Origin of the sequence: Paenibacillus sp. GM2FR (genome assembly GCF_002803325.1) — a bacterium.
Taxonomy (GTDB): domain Bacteria; phylum Bacillota; class Bacilli; order Paenibacillales; family Paenibacillaceae; genus Paenibacillus_AQ; species Paenibacillus_AQ lautus.
Genome location: NZ_MKZM01000008.1, coordinates 486,753 through 511,261, shown reverse-complemented (window position 1 = coordinate 511,261; position 24,509 = coordinate 486,753). Strand labels below are relative to the sequence as shown.

Annotated in this window: 23 protein-coding genes and 1 pseudogene; 6 read left to right on the top strand and 18 right to left on the bottom strand. The window is 49.8% G+C overall.

The annotated features are described in order from the left end of the window. Positions 1-155 precede the first annotated feature (155 nt). Positions 156-1,592: a MocR-like pyridoxine biosynthesis transcription factor PdxR gene (pdxR, locus tag PAEVO_RS02455; RefSeq protein WP_100539300.1), complete on the top strand. Its 1,437-nt coding sequence runs from the start codon at positions 156-158 to the stop codon at positions 1,590-1,592. A 136-nt stretch (positions 1,593-1,728) separates the two neighbouring features. Here pdxR and arsC read toward each other — a convergent pair whose 3' ends face one another. The 6 genes from arsC to PAEVO_RS02425 form a co-directional block, all read right to left on the bottom strand. Then, positions 1,729-2,148: an arsenate reductase (thioredoxin) gene (gene arsC, locus PAEVO_RS02450; protein ID WP_100536121.1), complete on the bottom strand. Its 420-nt coding sequence runs from the start codon at positions 2,146-2,148 to the stop codon at positions 1,729-1,731. Between the two features lie 29 nt (positions 2,149-2,177). Further along, a complete protein-coding gene (locus tag PAEVO_RS02445) occupies positions 2,178-3,470 on the bottom strand; it encodes an arsenic transporter (RefSeq protein WP_100536120.1) in 1,293 nt (430 codons plus the stop codon). A 148-nt stretch (positions 3,471-3,618) separates the two neighbouring features. Beyond that, positions 3,619-3,942: an ArsR/SmtB family transcription factor gene (locus tag PAEVO_RS02440; protein ID WP_100536119.1), complete on the bottom strand. Its 324-nt coding sequence runs from the start codon at positions 3,940-3,942 to the stop codon at positions 3,619-3,621. 64 nt (positions 3,943-4,006) lie between these two features. Beyond that, positions 4,007-4,969, bottom strand: coding sequence for a thioredoxin-disulfide reductase (gene trxB / locus PAEVO_RS02435; RefSeq protein ID WP_100536118.1), 963 nt, complete (start codon positions 4,967-4,969; stop codon positions 4,007-4,009). Between the two features lie 63 nt (positions 4,970-5,032). Beyond that, on the bottom strand, positions 5,033-6,439 hold the full coding sequence (locus PAEVO_RS02430) for an NAD(P)-binding domain-containing protein (RefSeq protein WP_100536117.1): 1,407 nt from the start codon (positions 6,437-6,439) through the stop codon (positions 5,033-5,035). Between the two features lie 60 nt (positions 6,440-6,499). Next, the gene (locus PAEVO_RS02425; RefSeq protein ID WP_100536116.1) at positions 6,500-6,814 is read right to left on the bottom strand and encodes an ArsR/SmtB family transcription factor; all 315 of its coding nucleotides are present in this window, start codon (positions 6,812-6,814) and stop codon (positions 6,500-6,502) included. A gap of 317 nt (positions 6,815-7,131) precedes the next feature. On the opposite strand from PAEVO_RS02425, the gene PAEVO_RS02420 reads away from it, so the two are divergent. After that, a complete protein-coding gene (locus tag PAEVO_RS02420) occupies positions 7,132-7,641 on the top strand; it encodes an arsinothricin resistance N-acetyltransferase ArsN1 family A (protein WP_100536115.1) in 510 nt (169 codons plus the stop codon). 43 nt (positions 7,642-7,684) lie between these two features. Here PAEVO_RS02420 and PAEVO_RS02415 read toward each other — a convergent pair whose 3' ends face one another. After that, the gene (locus PAEVO_RS02415) at positions 7,685-9,274 is read right to left on the bottom strand and encodes a sensor domain-containing diguanylate cyclase (RefSeq protein WP_100536114.1); all 1,590 of its coding nucleotides are present in this window, start codon (positions 9,272-9,274) and stop codon (positions 7,685-7,687) included. Positions 9,275-9,495: 221 nt separating this feature from the next. Between PAEVO_RS02415 and PAEVO_RS34580 the strand changes: the two genes are divergently transcribed. Next, complete coding sequence (locus PAEVO_RS34580; RefSeq protein WP_279300439.1) at positions 9,496-9,600, top strand: hypothetical protein; 105 nt, start codon at positions 9,496-9,498, stop codon at positions 9,598-9,600. Between the two features lie 31 nt (positions 9,601-9,631). Continuing rightward, positions 9,632-9,709 (top strand): annotated as a pseudogene (locus tag PAEVO_RS34575) (putative glycolipid-binding domain-containing protein); the annotation flags it as partial. Positions 9,710-9,910: 201 nt separating this feature from the next. On the opposite strand, the gene PAEVO_RS02405 reads toward PAEVO_RS34575, so the two are convergent. After that, positions 9,911-11,212, bottom strand: a complete 1,302-nt coding sequence (locus tag PAEVO_RS02405) for an NCS2 family permease (protein WP_100536113.1) — start codon at positions 11,210-11,212, stop codon at positions 9,911-9,913. A 198-nt stretch (positions 11,213-11,410) separates the two neighbouring features. Between PAEVO_RS02405 and PAEVO_RS02400 the strand changes: the two genes are divergently transcribed. Continuing rightward, positions 11,411-12,118, top strand: a complete 708-nt coding sequence (locus PAEVO_RS02400) for an SOS response-associated peptidase (RefSeq protein ID WP_100536112.1) — start codon at positions 11,411-11,413, stop codon at positions 12,116-12,118. 227 nt (positions 12,119-12,345) lie between these two features. Here PAEVO_RS02400 and PAEVO_RS02395 read toward each other — a convergent pair whose 3' ends face one another. The 4 genes from PAEVO_RS02395 to PAEVO_RS02380 form a co-directional block, all read right to left on the bottom strand. Beyond that, positions 12,346-12,633, bottom strand: a complete 288-nt coding sequence (locus PAEVO_RS02395; RefSeq protein ID WP_100536111.1) for a stage VI sporulation protein F — start codon at positions 12,631-12,633, stop codon at positions 12,346-12,348. An 86-nt stretch (positions 12,634-12,719) separates the two neighbouring features. Further along, positions 12,720-14,771: an ATP-dependent DNA helicase RecG gene (recG, locus tag PAEVO_RS02390; RefSeq protein WP_100536110.1), complete on the bottom strand. Its 2,052-nt coding sequence runs from the start codon at positions 14,769-14,771 to the stop codon at positions 12,720-12,722. Positions 14,772-14,785: 14 nt separating this feature from the next. Next, positions 14,786-15,643, bottom strand: coding sequence for a DegV family protein (locus PAEVO_RS02385; protein ID WP_100536109.1), 858 nt, complete (start codon positions 15,641-15,643; stop codon positions 14,786-14,788). Positions 15,644-15,800: 157 nt separating this feature from the next. Next, positions 15,801-17,579, bottom strand: coding sequence for a DAK2 domain-containing protein (locus tag PAEVO_RS02380; RefSeq protein WP_100536108.1), 1,779 nt, complete (start codon positions 17,577-17,579; stop codon positions 15,801-15,803). 366 nt (positions 17,580-17,945) lie between these two features. Between PAEVO_RS02380 and rpmB the strand changes: the two genes are divergently transcribed. After that, positions 17,946-18,134 (top strand): 50S ribosomal protein L28, encoded by a 189-nt coding sequence (gene rpmB / locus PAEVO_RS02375; protein WP_006209230.1) that lies wholly within the window; start codon positions 17,946-17,948, stop codon positions 18,132-18,134. A 441-nt stretch (positions 18,135-18,575) separates the two neighbouring features. On the opposite strand, the gene spoVM is transcribed toward rpmB, so the two are convergent. From spoVM to rlmN, 6 genes are all read right to left on the bottom strand, one after another. Beyond that, entirely contained in the window at positions 18,576-18,656 is an 81-nt protein-coding gene (gene spoVM, locus PAEVO_RS02370; RefSeq protein WP_034273235.1) for a stage V sporulation protein SpoVM, read from the bottom strand. A gap of 160 nt (positions 18,657-18,816) precedes the next feature. Then, on the bottom strand, positions 18,817-19,476 hold the full coding sequence (gene rpe / locus PAEVO_RS02365; RefSeq protein ID WP_100539299.1) for a ribulose-phosphate 3-epimerase: 660 nt from the start codon (positions 19,474-19,476) through the stop codon (positions 18,817-18,819). Between the two features lie 3 nt (positions 19,477-19,479). Beyond that, positions 19,480-20,388 carry a ribosome small subunit-dependent GTPase A gene (gene rsgA / locus PAEVO_RS02360; RefSeq protein ID WP_100536107.1) on the bottom strand — a complete coding sequence of 303 codons (909 nt, stop codon included), beginning with the start codon at positions 20,386-20,388 and terminating at the stop codon, positions 19,480-19,482. A 51-nt stretch (positions 20,389-20,439) separates the two neighbouring features. After that, positions 20,440-22,575, bottom strand: a complete 2,136-nt coding sequence (pknB, locus tag PAEVO_RS02355) for a Stk1 family PASTA domain-containing Ser/Thr kinase (RefSeq protein WP_100536106.1) — start codon at positions 22,573-22,575, stop codon at positions 20,440-20,442. Continuing rightward, on the bottom strand, positions 22,572-23,348 hold the full coding sequence (locus PAEVO_RS02350) for a Stp1/IreP family PP2C-type Ser/Thr phosphatase (RefSeq protein WP_100536105.1): 777 nt from the start codon (positions 23,346-23,348) through the stop codon (positions 22,572-22,574). The genes pknB and PAEVO_RS02350 overlap by 4 nt, the downstream gene beginning before the upstream one ends. A gap of 6 nt (positions 23,349-23,354) precedes the next feature. Continuing rightward, on the bottom strand, positions 23,355-24,395 hold the full coding sequence (rlmN, locus tag PAEVO_RS02345) for a dual-specificity RNA methyltransferase RlmN (protein ID WP_100536104.1): 1,041 nt from the start codon (positions 24,393-24,395) through the stop codon (positions 23,355-23,357). Positions 24,396-24,509 lie beyond the last annotated feature (114 nt).

Genomic DNA, 24,509 nt, shown 5'->3' with positions numbered 1-24,509 from the left:
AATCTACAATCAGATCCGCCATCCATGTTTACCGGAGTTTTGGATATTTGTCATCGTAATGATGAAATTATGAAAACACTTCATTTATGCACAATGATATGATTAACATTACAGACAAAAACCAGCCTGAATATGTTCATGAAAGGATGAGGAAGGTGTGGAAGCCGGATCGCAACAGCACACAACCTCTATATCAGCAAATTGCAGATGATCTGGAGCAAAGAATATCTTATGGTGAGTTTCCACCAGGCAGCTTACTCCCCTCCGAGCGAAAACTGGCGGAGCAAATCGGAGTTAATCGAAGCACCGTGGTTCTGGCTTACTCGGAGCTTCGGGCGCTAGGAATTATAGAAAGCCGTTCCGGAAGCGGAACACGGGTCAGCAACTCCAAGTGGGGAGCCACGCCTAAGCATACGCCGAACTGGCACCGTTATGCGGAGGGAGGAAATTTCCTGCCGAATCTCCCTTTTCTCCGCCGGATTCGGGAAGCGCTGGCGCATGATCCTTCTTTGATTGATTTTGCCAGCGGAGAGCTTGCCGGTGATTTGGCGCCGATCCAAGAAATGAATACGTTAATGAGCCAAAAACCGAACACGTCCTATTTCGGATATGACAACCCGCAGGGATATGGTCCGCTCCGACAGGCATTGGTTACGTATCTGAAAAAGTATCGGGGGATCCGGACCACCGAATCATCCATATTGATCACGTCAGGATCACAGCAGTCGCTGTATCTCATTACGCAGTGCTTGTTGTCGCCTGGCGACGCGGTGGCTATTGAAGACCCGTCGTATTGCTATTCGCTGCCGATGTTTCAATCGGCTGGCCTTCGCTTGTTCAGACTCCCTGTAGATGGACAGGGAGTGCGGCCCGAGGACATTCGGTCGCTGTACAAGAAACACCGGATCAAGATGATTTTCATTAATCCGAATTTTCAAAATCCGACTGGCACCGTCATGGCTCAGGAGAGAAGATCACAGCTGCTGGATGCAGCCAGTGAACTTGGACTTCCAATCGTGGAGGACGACCCCTTCAGTTTGACCGCCTACCAGTGCTCGCCGCCTGCCCCTTTGAAATCCGTCGATTCCATCGGGTCGGTGCTGTACATCGGATCGCTCTCGAAAATAGCTGCATCCGGCCTCCGCGTAGGCTGGATGGTCGCCCCGAATTCGGTGGTGGAGCGGCTTGCAGACGCCAGGCAGCAGATGGATTTCGGATTGAGCGTGGTGCCCCAAAGCTTGGCCGGACAGTTTCTCAATTCTTCCTATTTTGCTCCGCACCTGGACAGACTGAGAGCGAGCTTGCTGTACAAGCGGGATTTACTGATCGAGGTCCTGCAGAAAGAACTGCAAGGCCTGGTTCATTTCCATGTGCCTGAGGGCGGCCTCCATCTCTGGTGCAAGATCGTCCCGGAAGTGAATGACAGCAAACTGCTGGAGGCCGCCATTCAAAAAGGCGTGATTTTTGCGCCGGGAAGTGTATACGGTTCAGCTTCCGGATATGTGCGTTTCACTTATGCCCGTGCCAGAGCCGAGGATATCCCATCGGGAATATCCAAGTTTGCCCAAGCTCTGCACGCCGCAATTCAATAGGGAGAACCGGTAACGAGAGGTCCTCTCGACAAAAAGAACGCCCCGAGTAGGGGCGCTCTTGGTATACATAGACGCAGGCTTTCAATGTTTTCTCAAGAATTCTCTTAGTGTTCGGACCCTGGCATAAGGCTTTGCCTTATTCGCCGGTTTCAGCGAATTTTTGAATACGCCCGCCGATTTGATCGCGAACGCGCTGGAAAACAGCCCATTTTTCTTCGGCGGTCCCCTGAGCCTTCGCCGGATCGTCAAATCCCCAATGCTCACGGCGAACATGCGGAGGCGTCATCGGACAACGATCGGCAGCATCACCGCACAAGGTGACCACCAGGTCGGATTGATTTAACAACTCCGGATCAATGATATCGGAAGTTTGTTTCGATATATCAATACCAACCTCATTCATCGCTTTGACGGCATTAGGGTTCAGGCCATGAGCTTCGATGCCGGCGCTGTAGACCTTCCAATCATCACCCAGATGTTTTTTGGCCCATCCCTCCGCCATTTGGCTGCGACAAGAGTTGCCAGTGCATAAGAAGTAAAGTGTCTTTTTCTCCATGATTCGTTTCTCTCCTTTTATCCTGCAAATTACAGTATGGTCAACCAAATATATAAACCTAAAAGGGTTATAAATAAAGTTGGGATCGTCAGGATGATGCCTGTCTTAAAGTATGTCCCCCAGCTAATCTTCACGCCTTTGTTCGAAAGGACATGCAGCCATAGCAAGGTTGCCAGCGAGCCAATCGGCGTGATCTTGGGACCTAAATCGGAACCGATGACATTGGCATATATTAATGCCTCTCGAATGGCAGCCGATGTGCTTGTCGCATCAATTGCCAGCGCATCAATCATGACGGTCGGCATATTGTTCATGATGGAAGAAATCATCGCTGCGATAAATCCCATCCCCATGGTTGCCGCAAGTAGTCCTTGATCCGCGATGCTCTGTATGACGCTTGCCAGTAGATCCGTAAGACCCGCGTTACGCAAGCCATATACGACCACATACATGCCAATGGAGAAAAACACGATTGCCCACGGAGCACCTTGGAGGACTTCCTTGGTTTGCACAGCCGGACTTTTCCGCGCCATCAGCAGGAAGAAAATCGCGATAACCCCAGCTACGATCGATACCGGAATACCGACAAATTCGCACACAAAGTAACCGATAAGGAGCACACTCAACACGATCCATGATAACCGGAACATCGCAGGGTCTTGAATCGCCGTTGATGGCTGCTTGAGCTGGGTGCCATCAAACTTCCGCGGGATACTTTTGCGGAAAAACAAGTAAAGCACCAGGACACTTGCTGCTAAAGAGAACAGATTGGGAACCAACATTCGGCTGGCGTATTCGGTAAACGTGATGCCAAAGAAATCGGCCGATACGATATTCACCAGGTTGCTGACCACTAGCGGAAGGGAGGTTGTATCCGCAATAAAGCCGCTTGCGATAATAAAGGGGAATACCTTCTTTTCGTCGAAATTCAGCGCCCGTACCATGGCAAGCACAATCGGGGTTAAGATCAGTGCTGCACCGTCATTTGCAAAAAAAGCAGCGACAACCGCTCCAAGAACGGATACATAGACAAACATCCGGATACCGTTTCCTCGAGCGGCGTTCGCCATATGCAATGCCGCCCATTCGAATAAACCGATTTTATCCAGAATCAATGAAATGATAATAATGGCGACAAAGGCAAGCGTAGCATTCCATACAATCTGGGTGACATCCCAAACATCTTGAAAGTCGACAACTCCAACGAGCAGTGCCAGTACAGCACCTCCGCAAGCCGACCATCCAATGGACAGATTTTTAGGCTGCCAAATAACAAAAACCAATGTAACAAGAAAAATGATGCTAGCCAAAACAGAAACCAATGTACAAACCCTCCAATGACGTGTTGAACTAAAATACCGTTATTGCTTTCCCTCTATTAATCAATATATAACGATATACTTATATATTAAGCAGCGATTATAACTCTCATCAACCTGAGAGCTATTGCTCATACGGGCTGATTGCCGTTTAATCACAGGAACAGTTGATTTCCTTATTAAACGTTGACAATATTTCTTGAGAACTTGGCATCTCATTCAACACCGCTTGGATATATGGCTTATCCTCAACATGCAAAGAATAATAAACCCATTGGCCTCTTCTGGCTTCATTTACGATCCCTTGAGACTTAAGCTTTCTTAAGTGCTGGCTGATTGCAGGCTGTGACATGTCAAAAATATCAACAAACTCGCAAACGCACCATTCTCTTTCCTTAAGGAGCGTCAACATGGTAAGCCTTGTTTTATCCCCAAGCAATTTGAGTTTCTCGGCTATTTCGTTCATATGCTCCAATAAGATTCATCCCTTTCCTCTGATAAAATGAGATTAATGAATCCATAACCATATAATTTAATGCTTATATATTAATGGAAAGTGTGCCTGATTTCAAGTGCGCAGATTCTTCCTCCAAAAATCTCTCACTATCCAGCGCGGCCATGCATCCTGTGCCTGCAGCGGTAATTGCCTGACGGTACTTCGGATCCTGTACGTCTCCGCAAGCGAATACGCCAGGAATGTTCGTTTCGGTCGTTCCAGGCTTCACCCGAATATATCCGGCTGGATCCGTATCGATCTGTCCTTTCAAAAATGCAGTATTGGGCGTATGACCCGTCGCGATAAAAATTCCGTCGGTCTCCATTATTTCTTCGTTTCCGGTTTTCATATCCTTGACGCGCAGACCGGTAACTCCGCGATCATCGGCGATAATTTCAGTGGATTCTTTACTAAGGGCCCAGCTAATTTTAGGGTTTTGTCTAGCGCGTTCCTGCATGATCTTTGAAGCACGCAGTTCATCCCGCCGATGAACGACCGTTACCTTCGAAGCGAACTTCGTGAGGAAATTTGCTTCTTCCATGGCGGAATCTCCCCCGCCCACGACCAGCACTTCTTTATTACGGAAAAAGAAGCCGTCACATGTCGCGCAAGTGCTTACGCCGCGGCCGATATTCTCTTTTTCGCCTGGTATGCCACCGAGTAAATTTGCAGATGCACCCGTCGAGAGAATAATCGTATCCGCTTGTAATTGACCCAGCCCATCAACCGACACTCGAAACGGACGGGATGAAAAATCCACTTCATTCACCCAGCCATTCCTAAACCCAGCACCGAATCGAATCGCTTGTTTTCTCATATTATCCATGAGCTCCGGACCCATGATTCCATCAATGAATCCAGGGAAATTTTCAACTTCTGTAGTTAATGTCAATTGGCCACCCGGCTGCGGTCCTTCAATTACAAGCGGACTCAGGTTAGCTCTGGCTAAATAAATGGCAGCGGTCAAACCTGCTGGACCCGTTCCTATAATGATTGATTTATACATGTCGCTCACTCCTCTGTTTCATTTATCCGGGAGAACCAGATCTTGATTCCCCCTTGATATAAATTAATTGCAGCCCGAAGTAGATGAGGCAGCGGGCATGCAGCAATCATTGGCATTCGGCGCACTGTTAATACCGCATACGCCGGTCTCCGGCAGCTCTAATTCAACTTTTAACGCGGATTCTAAATCGCCATCCAGATATGCAGCAATGGATCTAACCTGTTCGTAGCCCGTCGCCATAAGGAAGGTAGGTGCTCGGCCATAACTCTTCATCCCAACGAGATAGAAATTCTTATCTAAATGACGCAGCTCTTTTTCGCCATGGGGTCTTACCGTTCCGCAGCTGTGTACATTGGGATCGATAAGGGGCGCAAGCGCTTCAACACTCTCCGTAGCAGGATCAATGCTAAGTCTGATCTCACTCAGGAATGAAAAATCAGGTCGGCTCCCTCTATTTACGATAATTTCATCGATTCCTTGTATTTCCTTGCCTTCACCGTTTGCAGTCCCCTTGATGTTCATTCTTCCATCGTGTTTGGAAAGCCCCTCGATCAAGAACGGAGTGACCACTTGGATTTGGCCGGCATCAATCAACTGGTGAATGTGGCTTCCAAGTGCCCCTCGTGCCTCTAACTGATCATTCTCTTCACCACCGTAAGCTTCATCCACAGATTTCTTTCGCATCACCCAAATAATCTCAGTGGTGGGATTCGTTTCTTTGAGCTTGGCTAAATCCAGTAAAGTGTTGATCGCAGAGTGCCCGCCTCCTACAACTGCAACACGTTTCCCGGCGTACTTCTGCCTTTGTTCGGATGATAAATCCGGAATCCCATAATAAATATGGTCCTTCAAATCACGCTCTTCACATGTCCATATCCCGTCTGCATTTAGCGGATTCGAATGTCCCCAGGTTCCGGAGGCATCGATTACTGCCCTGGCTTCAAGGCGTTCGGTATTGCCGTTTCGTTCAACATAAAGTACAAACGACGCAGCTGCGCGATTAGCTGATTTCATTTTATCTGCATTTTTTTTCGAAATGGACACCACTTTAGCATTCAACATGATGTAGGGCTCCAGTTCAGGTAGTTGCGCTAAGGGCCTCAAATACTGATTCACAATCTCTTGACCGAAAGGCAATTCCGTTAATACAGGAGGCTGCCATCCTTGTTTACGCAAAAGTCGCTCCGCAGCTTTATCGATGTTGTACTGCCATGGTGAAAAAAGACGCACATGTCCCCATTGCAGGATGTTTTGACCTATGCTGGGTCCGGCTTCAAAAAGAATGAATGGTTGCCCTCTTTCGGCCAAATGAGCTGCTGCAGCCAAGCCGATAGGACCGGCACCAATAATCGCGACAGGCAGGTTACGGTTGTCCGGAACATATTCCTCCTTCACTGTTTCCTTAGTGTTTAACGGTACACGGGGTGTACAACAAGAAGATGAGGCTACCTTGAATTCAATGTTTTTCATATTGAAATCCTCCTTATGTTTTCAATCCATCAATTTTTTTTGATGTATTGGTTAAAAAAATTATGTTTTTGTACTCGGATAGAAAACGCAGCATAGCTTTTCGGATAATAGTCCTTTGATTTCTTCATCGTTTAATTCGTAGTAATTCCATTTTCCGATGCGTTCCATCAATATAATATTTGCATCCAGCAACATTTTCAGATGGTACGACAGTTTCGATTGAGGCAGTTCCAGCATGTCGGTAAGGTCGCATACACATACTTTACCTCGTTGATTTAATTCATAAATGATTCTGAGCCGATTCTTATCGGATAACGCTTTGAATTTCTGTTCATACAGGCTTAATACGTCTTCAGGTATTGTAGAGACCTTCATGTTGTCACCTCTTTACTTCCCATCAAATAATTTTGATGTGCTCATTGTAGCAAGCCATCCGCCACACGTCAAGCATCAATTTTTTTTGATTTGTTTAGGAGTGTTTGCAGAATGACACTCAGATATACGATAGAACTGACTGCAGCGATACAACGTTAAATTACTTGCATATCGCAAATATGTGTTGTATAACAAATCAGAGGTGATATTCCAGACCAAGCCATGGCTAAATCCAGTACATGCTGCAGCCCATTATCCCAATAACTTTTGGCTGAGCTGTCATTCATTTAAAGAGAAAGGTGAGGAACCCGCCGCTGATGAACCCAATTACGATTAGAACAGCCCACACGAACGACGTGAAACGAATATTGCGTATTTATAATCAAGGAATTGAAGATCGCATTGCTACCCTGGAAGTAGAGACAAAAGATATTACATATATGCATCATTGGTTCCAACAACATGCGGAGCGTTACGCTGTCATTGTCGCTGAAAGCGCAGGCGAGGTGGTCGGTTGGGCTTCCCTCAACCCTTATTCTCAGCGCTGCGCCTATGATGGTGTTGCCGACCTATCCATATATATCGATCGGGCATTCCGAAGCAAAGGAATTGGAAGCATGCTGCTTCATCGCCTTGAGACGATTGCAAAGGAAAATGGTTTTTATAAAATCGTGCTGTTCACCTTTCCGTTCAATCAAGGCGGGCAGGGTTTATATCATAAACTCGGGTACCGTGATGTTGGTGTTTTTCAAGACCACGGCATCTTGGATGATAAGTTCGTGGACGTAACAATTATGGAGAAGTTATTAAATAATGTTCTCTCATAAATATACTTTAACCCGGTAATCAAGGGATTGGCCGCATGTACTATTACGCCGATAATCCTGCCGCGATCGTCCGGTTACGTCCTTCGTCCTTCGCCCGGTATAAAGCCATATCCGCTGCCTGGAATACATCCTCGCGGTTCCCGCCATGTTCAGGATACAAGGAGACGCCGATCGATACGGTAAGCGTTAGGGAATACGGCGTTTGGGAAATCAGGATCGCGTTGCGTATCCGCTCAGCCATACGGTAGGCCTCTTCCATACTATGCTTGCGAAGAAGAATAACAAACTCCTCTCCGCCAAAACGGGAGCAGACCGCACCCGCAGGAACGCAACCGCTCATGACCGCCGCCACCAGCTTCAGGACTTGGTCGCCGGTTTGGTGGCCATAGGTATCGTTTACGTTTTTAAAATGGTCAATGTCCAGCATTAAAACGGCATACGGATCCCCAAGCGAATCCCACGAATCAAGGCAGCGTTCCAGTTCTCTGCGATTGGTCAGCCCTGTCAGTGGATCCGTGCTGGCTTCCTGCTGCAACGAATAGGCCTGCTTGGCCAGCGTTTCGGCAGCGGCCCCCATAATCTGGTTTAATTGATCAGCTTCCCGATTCCAATGCGGCTGGAATTCTTCAGAGGACACCGTTTGACCGGCTGCTATCGATTTTGTTAACTTATACAGCTGGGTAAATGGCGCGGCAATTCTTGTAGCCATATATGCGGCGATGACCAGCATGATCATGATCGGAAGGAGCATACTTCTTAGCTGATCCTGCAGGTTGCGATTGACATCGTCCAGAATGGAACTTACCGATGTCTGCATGACAATCCCCCAACCATTCATCGAAACGCTGGCGTAACCCGTCAAGTAATCGTTACCTTGCGTATTCATGACACGTTGCATACCGCTCTCGCCGTCCATGAGCCGCTGCACCACGACGTTAGAACTTACATCCTCCCCCACCCGGCTTTTATCCAGATGATAGAGCAGCTTCCCGCCGGAATCGACGATGTAGGAGTAGGAGTCCTTTTCATTTCCCGCACCAGATCCGAAAATCCGATGCAATATATTATTTTCTTCCAAGTAGATCGTGCCGGCAATCATCCCGTGATACTTGCCGGAGCTGTCGAAAATCGGCTCGCTCGCAAGAATCATCCAGCGTCCGGTCGGGCTTCTATAAGGTGCCGATATGTAGGACTTTCTCTCATTTAGCGCCTTCGTGGTCCCTTCCGTTATTAATCGGGCCGGATTCAAATGGTTCCCCTCAGGAGAAACCACTCGAATGGTACCCGCTTGATCGGCCCAAAATACGGAGTTGAAGTAAAGGCTGCTCTGAAGCATAAGATCAAAAATCACCTGCAGCTCCTTCTCATCGGATGCCGCACTGGCCTCTATTGCCGGGTTGTTGGCAGAGGCACGAAGGCTTTGGCGCATCCCTGATAAAAGCGCTTCAATGGTAACCGCCATTTTTTGTGCGGAGGATAAATTAAGCGACATGGTATTGTTATATAGAGATCGTTTCTCATTTTTATACTGAATATAGATCATAATCGACATCGTCATGAGAATGGATAATGAAACCAGCGCAGGCATGACCATGGCTAGACTGATTTTAATGCGTTTTTTAGGTATGTTCATGGCGGCTGCACTCCTACTCTTGATGAAACCTATTGCCGGATTATTATACGATCTTTACATATTACTTCACAAACCTTTTGACGTCCATATATGGAATAAGCGTTTTCCGTGGAAGTCTCCAATTTGTAATCCATGCATTGTATTTATCGCTTTATAACAAACATATGTTCGTTATATAATATAGAGGGGCAACACCCACCAACACGCTGCCGATCCGGCGCTTGGGACTGAAGCCTGGGGAGAGCGCGTCCATGACCGCAGTCTGGATTCAGTTCCCGAGTTTAACCATCGCCCCCCCTTGCCCAACAGTATACGCGTACGGGTGAGTATGCCTACCGTTATGAGAGTAACTATGGAGCCTACCAAGCGGATCTGGAGGTTGACGAGCACGGCCTCGTTACGAGGTACGCGAACGTATGGAGCCGTGCTCGCTAAAGCTCGGTGCATCCACGGCCGGCTGATGAGAAGGTATATCCTCTTAACCGGTCAAAAAGCAACAACCCGGAACCGTTGCACCATCTCCTCTTCCGTTACAAATAATCCTCACACTTATACGTTTATCGGCATGCCAAAAATCCCCTGTCGGGTCTGCTCAGACCTTGCAGGGGATTTCCATGCGCCTAGTACTCCCTAAAATCAATGCGGGACAAAGACAAGCTGCAGCACGAACAGCACGGCAAAAATATACATCAGCGGGTGAACCGCCTCCCACTTGCCCTTCACGATTTTCATCAGCGGGTATGAAATAAAACCGAGGGCGATCCCGGTCGCGATGCTGGACGTAAGCGGCATAGTCAAGATGACGAGAAACGCGGGGAACGCTTCATCAAAATCATTCCACCGGATGTGCTGAACGTTGCTCAGCATCAGACAGCCCACTACGATAAGCGAAGGGGCCGTAATGGCGGACAATCCGGCAACCGCGCCGATCAGCGGACTGAAGAAGGCGGCAACAACGAATAACCCGGCAACGACGACCGCCGTCAATCCTGTCCGACCGCCTGCGCCGACGCCGGCTGCAGATTCCACATAGGCGGTGGTCGGGCTTGTACCGACCATGGAGCCGGCCACGGTTGCCACCGAATCGGAGAACATGGCGCGTTCTGCACGAGGCAGCTTGTTATCCTTCATCAGCCCCGCCTGCTCCGCCACACCAACGACCGTGCCTGTGGTATCGAACAGCGTCACCAGGAGGAACGAGAACACAACGGCATAAAGTCCATGCCTGATCACATCGGAGGCAGCGGTAATCGGGTTCCATACCAGAATGCCTTCCGGCAGCGTAGGAACCGACATAATCCCGCTCGTAAAGGACAGCATATCGGCAAAATAAGCAATAATCCCGGTAATAATCATACCGATAAACAAAGCACCCTTTACATCGCGGGACAGCAGCACAAGCGTAACCGCCAATCCCACCAAGGCGAGCACAACCGATGGCTGGTGCAGATCACCGAGCGCTACCAGATTGTCCGGATGCGCTGTAATGATGCCGCTCATCCGCAGACCGATAAAAGCAATAAACAGGCCGATTCCGACCGTGATCGCATGCTTCAAATTCGACGGGATCATCTCAATCAGCCTACGCCGCAGGGAAGTCATCGATAATACCAAAAACAGAATACCGGCTATAAAAACAGCCGAGAAAGCCTCAATATACCCAAGTCCGGCATGTCCTTGAACAACGGAATAGGTGAAGTAGGCATTCAAGCCCATCCCCGGCGCCACTGCGATCGGGTAGCGGGCTACGAGCCCCATCAGCAGTGTACCAATCACAGCGGCAATAATCGTTGCCGTGAAGCTCTGCTCAAAAGGTACACCCGCTTGCGACAGAATCAGCGGATTCACAACGGTCACATACGCCATCGTGAAAAACGTCGTGGCCCCGGCAACAACTTCTGTCTTCACCGAGGTACCATTAGCTTTTAAATCAAACACAATATATCCTCCATTCATGATGCTTGGCCTGGCTTTGTGCTAGACCCTTTTGGTAAGTTATGCAATATTTGATATACTCAAAAACAAATGTACTGTACATCTCTACGTAGCCATTTCGTTCTGAACTCGATAAAAAGTCTTAATTAGTCGCTATATTCAAAATCTTAAGCGAGAGCAAATGACAGGAGGTTTGAATCCATGTGCGGACGCTTTACACTCACGGTCACTTGGGAAGAATTAATGACACGGTATCTCATCGATCCCGAATCGGTATCTCCCTTTCACATTCCCCGGTACAACATCGCTCCTACGCAGATGGTCACGGCGATTATCAACGACGGCAGCGCCAACCGGATCGGTCAGCTGCAATGGGGGCTTGTCCCATCCTGGGCCAAGGATCCCTCAGCCGGAGCCAAAATGATCAATGCGCGCAGCGAAACGCTGGAAGATAAGCCTGCATTTAGGATGCCCTTTTATCGGAAAAGATGCCTGATACCTGCAGACGGTTTTTACGAATGGCAAAAAAACGGCAATGGCAAGCAGCCTTTTCGCATCGGCTTGAGGAACGGGGAAATATTCAGCATGGCAGGTCTGTACGATACCTGGATCACCCCAAGCGGAGATAAACTCAGCACCTGCACCGTCATTACAACCGCACCCAATCGACTCATGGAACCGATCCATAACCGGATGCCGGTCATTCTGAGCCCCGCAGACGAAGCACTATGGCTTGAACGGCAGACATCTTCCCAAACCAATGAAAGCAGCCCTTCCCTTTTGCAAACCCTCAAAGAGCTTTTGAGGCCTTACCCCGCGGAGGACATGCAGGCCGTACCGGTTAGCACAACCGTAAATTCCGTTAAAAATGACACGGAAGCTTGCATCCGTTCCATTACGGACAGCTAAATACTTCGGAAAGATTGGGGGGGCCTCTTCAACTTCCGCACTTTTTCTTAGCTCCCCGGTTCCTCTGCTATCGGGTAGACCACAAATCAAGGGACTTCTTTTATAAAAGTCCGCCAGGAACGTTTCATCCCTGCACATGCCAAATCAAAAGCCCCTGCTCATAAGGAGAAAACACTCCCGAGAGGGGCTTCTTCTATGCAAAGTAAAACCTTGATGTCATCCAATTGTTATCGAAACATCCCCCACAGCTTGATCAAATGGAAGGTGTTGTTCGGATCGATGCGCTGTGCAAGGACGAATTGAACCATTTGCTGCTCCTGCGCGGAGCTCAGCTTTTCATTCATGATGCCGCTGGCCGTCCGGATCAATTGATGTACTTTTGCGCTATTTTGAAGATCTGCCTTGGTCAACCCCTGAGTCAGCCCTTTGATTCTTTCCTTGACTGCCGGGTTTTTCATTTTCAGCTTGATTCGCTCCACCAGCTGCGGACTAATCCCGTACTGCTGATAACTCAATGTTGAAGCACCTCCAGTCATAAATGCTGCTACCCTTTTTGAGTATATGACGAAGGTCTGTCCATTGTGCTAACAGATTCATGTCATTAATCCATGATATCGCCCTGGAAGATCTTTTCCTGCTGCAAAAAGTCGCGAAGCGGCTCATATTCCGGCGACGTCCAGAAAGAACTGTCGCTAACGAGAGCTGCCGCGTCTCCCCGGGCCTCTTCGACCACTTTGAAATCCGCGACCATGTCGGCCAGCCGGAACTCCGGCAGGCCGCTCTGCTTCGTACCGAAGAAGTCGCCCGGTCCCCGTAGCTCCAGATCCCGCCGGGATACCTCGAAGCCGTCCTCGGTTTCCGTCATGACCTGCATCCGCTCCTGACCCACTTCCGATTTTGGATCGGCTACAAGGACGCAGTAGGATGCATGCTGCCCACGGCCTACGCGGCCCCGAAGCTGGTGAAGCTGGGACAGACCGAAGCGATCGGCATCCATAATGATCATCAACGTTGCGTTCGGCACGTCAACGCCAACCTCAACTACTGTCGTGGAAATCAGCAGCTGGACCTCATTGCTGTAGAATTGGCGCATGACCTCATCCTTCTCGGCAGGCGTCATACGACCGTGCAGAAGTCCGACAGCATACGTGGGAAAGGCCTGCTGCATCTGGACATGCAGGTCAATCGCATTCTGAACGTCCAGCTTATCCGATTCTTCAATCAAAGGAGCAATCAAATAGGCCTGACGACCTTGATTTACTTCCCGGGAAATAAATCCAAGCACACGGTCCATGAGTTCATGTTTGACCCAATAGGTCGTAATGGGAATACGACCTTTCGGACGCTCCGACAGCGTGGATACATCCATATCCCCAAAGGCGGTAATCGCCAGCGTTCGTGGAATCGGCGTTGCCGTCATCGTGAGCACATCCGGGTTATAGCCTTTACGGCGGAGTACGCTTCGCTGGTTCACGCCAAAACGGTGCTGCTCGTCCGTCACGACGAGTCCCAGCTCCCGGAAGTACACATCATCCTGGATGAGGGCATGGGTGCCCACGACAACATCCGTCAGCCCCATCTGTAAGGAAGCCAGCAGGTCTTTACGCTTCTTCCCCGTTACACTGCCTGTCAACAGGCCAACGGTAATGCCGAAGGGCTCAAACAGCTTCTGCAGCGAACGCATATGCTGTTCGGCAAGAATCTCCGTTGGCACCATCAAGGCCCCTTGAAAGCCTGAGCGCACCGTTGTAAACAGAGCGATGGCGGCAACAATCGTTTTTCCCGAGCCGACATCCCCTTGAAGCAAGCGGTTCATGCAGTAAGGGGAGCGCATATCATGCAAAATCTCCAGCTCCACCTTCTTCTGCGCATCGGTAAGCTCAAACGGGAAGCTGCGCACGAACTCCCGGATCGTTGCATTGTCAGCCGTATGTACAACACCGTCCATCCGTCCCCGGTTCAGCGCCCGGAACGCCTGCATTTTCAACTGGAACAAGAAGAGCTCCTCATACACCATCCGGCGCCGCCCTTCCTGGCCTTCCCGGGAGTCGACAGGCTGATGGATCGTCATGATCGCCGCTTTACGAGGCATCAGATCATATTTTCGGAGCAGAGATTGCGGCAAAATTTCGGGAATCATCTCCCCGTATTGCTCCAAAGCCTGTCCCATCGTTTTTCGGATCCAGGATTGCGTGATCTTCCCGCCGATGGAATACACCGGCTGCAGCGTTCCGCTGCGGAAGGCTCCCTTATCCGGGAACTCGGACTCGGACACCGTAAGCTGCATTCTGCGCTGATCCCACTTGCCCGTCAGCACGATCTCCCGACCGGCCGTAAGCTGGTCCTTCAGAAAATGCCGATTGAACCAGGTTGCGGTGAACATCCAGTTTTCGGCCAGCATTTTGCAGGTGAGACGGGATTTGCGCCCGTAGCGCTGCAGTACCGGCACGCTGGCTATCTTAGCTTGTATGGTGATTTTGTCCCCGTCCTTGACTTCGCTTAAAGACCGTAGCCGGTAATCCTCATACCGGAAGGGGTAATACTCCAAAAGATCCTTGACCGTAGAGACGCCAAAGGCGTGAAGCTCCCCCTCTTTCAGGGCGCTCACGCCGTTGATCTGTCTGACGGATATTTGATCGAGTTTGAGACTCATATCATCTACCTCACTTAAGCAGGCCATATATACGCTGCAATGGTTCCCGGTCCAACGTGCGTACCGATAACCGGACCGATCTCGGAGAACACCGTTTCCTCGATCGTAAACACAGCGGACAGCTGCTGCAGAAAATCCTCAACCTGAGCAGGGTCAGCTGTATGACCCACAGCCACTTTAATATTTTTCACACCGGATAGATCCTGTTGAAACAGTTCAATGATTTTGGCCGTCGCTTTCTTACGACCGCGGACCTTGTCTACCGGAAAGATAATCCCTTCGCCATCAATGGACAGGATTGGCTTAATGTTAAGCAGTGTACCAAGCACGGCTGAAGCCTTGCCGATCCGTCCGCCCTTCTGCAAGTACTCCAGTGTGTCTACCAGGAAGTAGAGGCGGCGCTTAGAGCGAAGGTCCTCAAGCGACGAAATAATATCTGGAACAGCGGCTCCTTCTTGTGCGAGCTTCGCTGCATGAACCACGAATAGTCCGAAACCATAAGAGGCCGATTTGGAATCCCATACGGTGATATCCGCTTCTCCTTCGATAAGAGAGGTGGCAAGCAATGCGGACTGATACGTTCCGCTCAAGCCGGATGAGATGTGAATGGACATAATGGAGCAGCCGGGGTGCTGTTCCAGAATGGACTCATACACAGCTACAAAATCTGCGGGTGAAGGCTGGGAGGTCGTCGGAAGCTGGGGTGACTGCACCAGCTTTTTGTAGAACTCTCCCGGCGTGATTTCGACTCCGTCCAAATACGTATCTTCCCCGAACATAAGTCTCAGCGGCACAATATGAATGTTGTGTTGCTTCGCCAGGTCTGCCGGAATATCCGCTGTGCTGTCTGTCACAATAACGGTCTTATTCACCGGAACCCCTCCTAATATACCTTGCATAATGTCAAAGCGTTATAAGAAAAACTTTATCGACGTACTTCCTTAGAAGTCAGACCGCATATAGCGGAAGTTTTTCTTGCGAGATAAGGAAGGGAAAACCTCGGAAGTGTATACTTCCTTATCTCTTAGATCAAGACTCCACGGAGAACAGATAGGAATAAATCGGCTGTCCGCCGTAGTGAACCTCAACCTCTGCGTTAGGATACTGCTCGCCAAGCCACTCCGTGAGTGCGTTGGTCGATTCCTCAGTTGCGTCCGCGCCGGTAAGCAGCGTCACGATTTCATCGCCGGACTCCAGCATTTTACCCAGCAAATCCTGGGAGGTCGTAATCAGATCCTCGTTTGCTGCAACGATGTTGGAATTGCGAATACCGATAAACTGGCCAGCCTTGATCTCGAGATCATCAATCGTTGTGTCCCGAACGGCATAGGTTACCTGCCCCGATTGCACGCGAGTGATCGCATCCAGCATGTTGTCGGTGTTCATATCCGCATTCTCGTCTTCCTGGAAAGCAAATGCCGCCGCGATCCCCTGCGGAATCGTCTTGCTCGGTATGACCGTTACGCTGCGTTCGCCTTCAAGAAGCTCTCTCGCCTGCTGGGCGGCCAGCACGATGTTGGAGTTGTTCGGCAGGATGTAAATCTGCTGCGCCGAGATCGAAGAAATCGCATTGACAAAATCCTCGGTGCTCGGGTTCATCGTCTGTCCCCCGGAGAGAACAACGTCTACGCCCAGGCTCTTGAATATATCGGAGATGCCTTCCCCTGACGATACTGCTATGAAGCCGTACGGTGCAATCTCGTCTGCCGGGGGAACAGCCGGAGCTTCCGGCGTCACGGTCTCTGCCGGAATATCTGCAAACAACTCGGGCATCGGTGCAATATCCATTCCCGTTGTCAGCAAATCACGATGCTGCTCGCGCATGTTCAATATATGAATCTGAGTGATCTCTCCATACATTAGCGCCAAATTCAACACTTCACCCGGAGCCTTGGAATGCACATGAACTTTGATCGTCTCGTCATCGGCGATGACAATGATGGAATCACCATTCACTGCAAGCGCTTTCCGGAACTTATCTTCATCAAAGTCTGCGCCTGTTCCTTCTCCGAGCTGCCTATTAATAAAGAATTCCATGTCATATAAAAATTCAATGTCCTCTGTGGACAGTCTGGACTGGGCAGAAGCCGGAGCTTGAACCGCCGAGAAGTCAGGGGCCGCTTGAAAGGCGGGGGCCTTGTTGCTCTGTTCGGCTTGTCCTTCCGCAACAGCAAACGATCCGGTTGGAGCGTCTTTTCTAAGTGCCTGCAAGAAACCTTCATAAATGTAAACCAAGCCCTGTCCACCCGAATCCACGACGCCAACCTGCTTCAGAACAGGGAGCATATCCGGCGTCTGGGACAGTGTTTCTTTGGCTTTGGCCAACACCTGCTCCATCAATTCCACGATATCGTTGTTGCGGCGGGAGAAATAGACCGCATGCTTGGCCGCTTCTTTAGCTACGGTAAGGATGGTACCTTCAACAGGCTTCACAACAGCTTTATACGCAGCTTCTACGCCTGTCTGCAGTGCTGCGGCGAATTGATGAGAATTTAGTTCTGTATAAGGTGCCGCATATCGGCTGAAACCACGGAACAGCTGGGACAGAATAACCCCCGAGTTCCCTCTGGCTCCCATCAGAAGCCCCTTGGACAGCACACCGGCACTATGCCCGACGGACTCCGAGTACTTACTCTTCAGTTCTGCCACACCTGCCGTCATCGTCAAATTCATGTTGGTCCCCGTGTCGCCGTCCGGCACCGGGAACACATTCAGGGAATTGACGTGTTCTGCATGCTGCTGCAGCTGCTCCGCTCCGGCTAGGACCATCGCGGTAAATTCTGTTCCATTCAAAGAACGCTTACTCAATGAGAATTCCCCTTCCTGGCTTGATACCCATAACACTACTTGTTGTAAATTTCATATCTATTTCATAGCTTATAGCTGACGAAATGCCCAGGCAGTAAATAAAAGACTTACCGTGATTAATGGATCATAAATCTAGGTTGGGCTATCCTCTCGTCCTCTACGCTTTCCGGCGGTTCCCAAGCCTCTTGAGAGCCCTGCCGAGCAGCCCACGAACTATTTCTTCGGAAATATTATGGACTAATCAACATTGTACTATAATGGCAAAGAGAAATAAATGTTTTTAGGACAGTTGACGGAGCAATTTTTACTGTGATATTATATTTAAGTATTGTTTCATGCAGGGTTAGGAACAAGGAGGTGTAATGAATGGCTCGCAAATGTTATGTAACTGGCAAGAAACCAAGCAGTGGTAACCATGTTTCTCACGCTAACAATCACAACAAGCGTTCTTGGGGTGTCAACGTTCAAAAGGTTCGCATTTTGGTAGATGGCAAGCCAAAACGTGTATACGTCAGCACTCGCGCTTTGAAATCCGGTAAAGTGACTCGCGTATAATCATCTTGTGTTATATGAAGAAAAACTTCTTAATCTCCAGGCACCATTTGTGGGCGATCCGGGACAAGGAAGTTTTTCTTGCGTTTAGATACATATTCTTCTTCTAAACAAAAAGCACCCTGAGCAGTTAGCAGGTGCTTTTTTTATTTAGATATAAGAAAAATGAAAGAGCAAAACTTCCGCTTTCTTATATCGCAAGAAAAACTTCCGGTCGAACGCGGTCTGTCCTCGATAAGTACGTCGCTAGACACTCTTCTTTTGATATAAGAAAGCGAAGGAGGACTAACGCGTTTTTTGGCTTTCTTATATCGCAAGAAAACTTCCGCATACAGATGCGGTATGTCCTCCATGCGCTCTATCGGAGTGTTCTTGCCTCTTTCCCCAGAACCGGCTAGGCGGCGTCAGTCCCAGGCGGAGGTTTTGTTACGCCGGGACAAGCTGTCAGCTCTTGTGAAACGTATTTAAGATGGCCTTCACAAAACCTCCCAAAAACTTCGGCAGCTTGAACGTATAGAATTTCATGTCTCACCCTCCCCATCATTCTCATGCCTTCCTAGATTATGTTATGCACCAAGCCCTTAGATGTGAACACAGACAAAAAAGGCTACATGAGAACCCAGCTCATGTAACCATATTTATGCGGGAACCCCGCGCCCTATGCATCCCGTTGCTCACGTTCTGGTCAAGATGTTACGCTGTCACGGATTTTGGCAATGGCTGCCGCGCGATCCGGCATGCCGAATACCGCGCTGCCCGCAACCAGGACATCCGCTCCCGCTTCCACCACAAGCGGCGCTGTCTCCGCTGTAATGCCGCCATCCACTTCAATATGGATATTCGGGTTGTCGGAGTTAGAAATCCATTCACGCAGCTGTGAGATCTTGTTTACCGTCCGCTCGATAAAAGCCTGTCCGCCAAACCCCGGGTTCACGGTCATTACCAGTACCAAATCCAAGTCAGGAAGCACTTCCTGAAGGACATGGGCCGGCGTAGCCGGATTGATCGCGACGCCGGCCTTCACGCCAAACTCTTTGATCAGATGGATGACGCGATGAAGATGCGGGCAGGTCTCGGCATGAACGGTGATCAGATCGGCTCCAGCCTTGGCGAAGTCCGCAATATACAGCTCCGGCTGCTCAATCATCAAGTGCACATCAAGCGTCAGGCTCGTATGGGGCCTGATCGCTTGGACGATCGGCGGCCCCAGCGTAATATTGGGTACAAAGTGTCCGTCCATAACGTCCACATGAATCCAATCGGCTCCGCCGGCCTCAGCCTCTTTAATTTCTTGTCCCAGCTTCGCAAAATCCGCTGACAATATGGATGGGGCAATTTTTATCATCATTCAGTACCTCCGTTTCTTGTCTTTCATCTCCGTATAAAACTCCACATAATGCTCATAACGGCTAGCCAGGATGATTCCATCCTCTTTGGCTTGGATCACCCGGCAGCCCGGCTCCTGCAGATGGCTGCAGCCTCTGAATTTACATTCGGCAGCATAAGGAGCAAATTCTCTGAAACAGGTCGATAACTCCTCGACACCCAGCTCCAGAAAATCCAGCTGGCTAAAGCCGGGTGTATCGGCAACATACCCCCCGTTATCAAGCTCAATCAGCTCCACATGACGTGTCGTATGACGACCGCGGCCAAGACGCAGGCTAATTTCGCTCGTCTCCAGCGAGAGGCCAGGCATTAACGCATTCAGCAGGGACGATTTCCCGACACCGGATTGACCGGAGAAGACACTGATTCGACTGGCCAGGCGTTTCTTCACCTCTTCCGTCCCGATCCCTTGCAGAGAGCTGGTAATCAGCACTTCGTAACCAATCTCTTCATACTGGCGCTTCACCTGCTCCAGCACATCGTCGGTGGCGTCCACAAGATCCTGCTTCGTCAGGCAGATCAATGCCTCAAGGCCCTCATGCTCTATATGTACCAGAAACTTGTCCAGCAGATGCAGGCTCAGATCCGGTTCTTTGACCGAAAACAACAGCACCGCCAAGTCGACGTTCGCGACAGGCGGGCGAATTAGTTGGGAAGACCGTGGAAGAATTTCATCCACGGTCCCTTCCCCATTTTCAGTCAATGAGTACATCACGTGATCTCCAACGAGCGGAGAGATACCTTTCTTTTTGAAAATGCCGCGGGCTCTGCATTGAACCGCTGGGTCCTCCCCGGATATAATGTTGCCATCCTGCAGTGGTTTGACATAATAATATCCGCTTAGTGCCTTCACGATCAGTCCCTCTAGCATATAATAGGCCTCACCTTTCTTGTTGAAATTTAGTGTTCTCACGACTTGTTTCTAATCGTTACCATTACCTTTGCCATTACCCTTACCGTTTCCGTTGTTCCCGGAGTCCCAATGATAAGCAGCATCATCTTCCTCATTCGAGCCTTCCTCGCCATTTCCTTCATCCGGATTCGTGTCCACCGGTACATCAGGTTCAACAGGCGGCTGCTCAAAGGTCGGCTGCGGCACGGTACCATTCTTGACATCGCTGTAACTTACGCTGTACGTATCCACTTGGCGACCGTCACGGAAGATCATGACCGTTGCATGCTTGTCGGGAGCCAGCAGCAGCTTAACAGGTACCATTTCGGAAGTCGTAATGGTCTTATTCACGGCTTCCTGATTTTCTCCCAGCGCATCGCTGAAGACCACCCGGATTTTGCTTTCTTGACCTTCGACGCTCGGCGACACCGGTACGCTGTAATTATACTCAAGCGCATCCGAAGGATAGCCTGAGCTGACGAACAGCGTGATTTTGGAGCCTGGAGCAACCTGTTCATTGGCCTCATGCGGCCACTGCTCTACTACGATGCCCTTCTTCACTTCATAACTGGATTTCTCTTTGATTGCCTCAACCTTAAAGCCATTGGATTCCAAAATATTGACGGCATTCTCCTGCTCTAAGCCAACCACGCCCGGCATAGGGACGAAATTCTTCCCCTCACTTACCGTTACGCTGATTACTTCCGTTTCCGGATCGATTTTTGTAGTGGCTTCCGGACTTTGTTTAAAGATCTTGCCTTGTGGCACTTCATCATTTTTTTCGGACGATCGTTTAATGGAGGTTTCCTTAACGCCAATCTCTTTTAACGCAGCAACAGCCTCATCAAACGTCTTCCCATTAAGGTCCGGCATTTCCGGAAGCGGCTTCGCATCCCCAACCGACAATTGAACCGGTGCCCCCTGCCTGAGCATGGTCTCTGGTTCCTTATCCTGGGCAAACACAATGCCTTCATCGACATTTGGTTTATATTCACGAATGACTTCCTCATCCACCGTCAAACCTTGGGCCTCAAGCGTGCGGATCGCATCCTCTTCCGTCATGCCTACTACTGGCGGCACCTTGACCTCCGGCACCTCCAGCATATTGTTCACATACATGACGACACCAAACATAATGCCGAGGAACAGGAGCACTGAGCCGATGATGATGGTCGGCTTGACCCATTTTTTCTTCGGTTTACCTGTCGGCTTTTCCTCAAAGTCCTCATCATCCGAGTCGTCGTCGGAGTCATGATGCTGGCTGCTGCGCTGCATCGTTTTGAGCGCCGGCATGACCAGGGTAGAATCGGCATCGTCCTCGAACTCCATTTTCGGTTCGTTGAGTCGCATCGGCATCAAACACGTCTCGAGATCGTCCATCATCTCTTCGGCAGACTGGTAACGCTCCTCCGGGTTTTTGCGCATGGACTTCAGGATGATGTTCTCCACGCTTTGAGGAATGAGCGGATTCACTTCTCTAGGCTCATCAAATTCCTCCTGGAGGTGTTTCAAAGCAACACTAATGGGGCTCTCGCCCAGAAATGGGAGACGGGCCGTGAGCATTTGATATAACACAATACCAAGTGAGTATAAATCCGATTTTTCGCCCGTAACGACGCCCTTGGCGTGCTCCGGGGAAAAATAATGCACAGAACCCACAACAGAGCCTGTCTGCGTAATGGTTGTCGACGTGACCGCTCTGGCAATGCCAAAGTCGGTTACTTTGACCCTCCCATTACGGCCAATCAGAATATTATGCGGTTTAATGTCCCGGTGAATGATCTGGTTATGATGAGCGTGCCCCAGTGCATCACAGATCTGGGTAGCAATCCGCACAGCTTCTTCCACCTGCAGCGGTGCCCGTTCTTTTATAATTTCATTCAAATTCTGACCTTCGATATATTCCATGACGATGTAATGCACATCTTCCTCTTGGCCCACATCATAGATGCTGACCACGTTGGAATGCGACAACGAAGCCGCTGATTGTGCTTCACGCCGGAAACGGCGAATAAATTCCTCGTCGTGCACAAACTGCTGGCGCAGCACTTTGATTGCTACATTCCGGTTCAGCAAAATATCCTGAGCCTTGTAGACCAGCGCCATGCCACCGCCACCGATGCGTTCTATAATTTTATAACGACCAGCCAATTCATGTCCGATCATGAATCCCACCCCTTTATACGTTGCCCGACAACTTCTTCTTGATGTTCAAACATGGCGACCGTGATGTTGTCCTCACCGCCGGCAAGAAGTGCCAGTTGAAGCAGGCGATCCGCTCTTTCTTCCAGAGGAAGGTCAAGTGAACCGGAAATCTGTCCGATCAGCTCGCGGCTGACCCGGTTGCTGAGCCCGTCACTGCAGAGCAGCAGCACTTCGCCTTCTCCGATCGTAACCGGTGTAAGCTCAACCGTCACATCCACATCCGTTCCAAGCGCCCGGCTTAATACATTTTTCCGGGGATGGGTCTCCAGTTGATCTTCCGTAATCTGACCACTCTTAAAAAGCTCATTGACCAATGTGTGATCATCTGTGAGTCGAATCACTTGTCCGGGAACGACTTTGTAAGCCCTGCTGTCCCCGATATGTCCGATATAGCCTTCGGAACCTCGCAGCAGCACCGCTACAATCGTCGTGCCCATATTGTGAAGCCGCTCATCAGCCGAGGCTTCCCGATAGATAACGGCATTGGCATGCAATATGGCATCACCAAGCGCAGCCCGGATACTTTCCATGGACATGTCCTGTTCCAAAGAGGACAAATCCTCGGCCACGGTATCTACCGCAAGCCTGCTGGCGGTGTCACCCGCAAGGTGACCTCCCATACCGTCAGCAACCACACCCAAGGTATAGCCATGCTCCAGTGTGCTAACAAATACCGAATCTTCATTAACAGGACGAACGCATCCCACATGGCTTACATGAACCGTCTTGATCAAATCTTCTCACCTCAACTCCATATGCTTGGCCCGCAGCTGCCCGCAAGCGGCAGCGATATCATGGCCTTGTTCACGACGGATGGTCACATTGACCCCCTTGTCTGCTAACGCACGTTGAAATTTGAAAATATCGTTACGCGATGTGCGAACATATTTCCGTTCCGGCACATGGTTAACCGGAATCAGATTGACGAAGCAGTTCATATCCTTAATGACGTCCGCAAGCTCTTCGGCATGCTCAACCTGATCGTTTACGCCGCCGATCAAGGCGTATTCAAACGTAATGCGCCGCCCGGTTTTTGCCTGGTAATAACGAAGCGACTCAATCACGTCGTCGAACGGGAACCGGCGGTTAACAGGCATTAGCTTGGAGCGCAGCTTATCGTTCGGTGCATGTATGGAGATGGCCAGATTAATCTGGGTATCCTCTTCCGTGAATTTATAGATGTTAGGCACAATGCCACTCGTCGAAACGGTAATGTGGCGCTGGCCGATATTCAATCCTTTTTCATGGATCATCGTGCGCAGAAACTTCATCGTCGCTTCATAGTTCTCAAACGGTTCGCCCGAGCCCATGATCACGATGCTGCCGACACGTTCTCCCGTTTTATCGAGAATCTTCTGCGCCTGAACCACTTGGGCAACAATCTCGCCGGAGGTCAGATTTCGCTTCAAGCCACCCAGCGTGGATGCGCAGAACGTACATCCGATACGGCAGCCTACCTGCGTTGTCACGCAGATGCTGTTGCCGTAATTGTGCCTCATGATGACGGTCTCGATCGCATGGTCATCATGTAAGCCGAACAGAAACTTGACCGTTCCGTCCTTAGACTCCAGCTTGGTAATTTCCGTCAGGGTAACAAAACTGAACTCCTGCTCCAGCTTCGAGCGAAGCTCCTTGGATAGATTCGTCATTTCCGCAAAGTCGTTCACCCGCTTCACGTACAGCCAGTCATAAATCTGGGTTCCGCGAAACGCCGGCTCCCCATTCTCTTGAGCCCATGCTTGAAGCTCTTCCAGTGAATAATCATATATAAAAGGTTTCATTCTCACCACACCTGTCTAATTTAGAGGATGTCCAGCCAGCATTCTTCCGAACTCTCCCTATTACATTCATATGCATCTCTTTTTTCATTCTTCCTATTCTAACATAAATAAAAG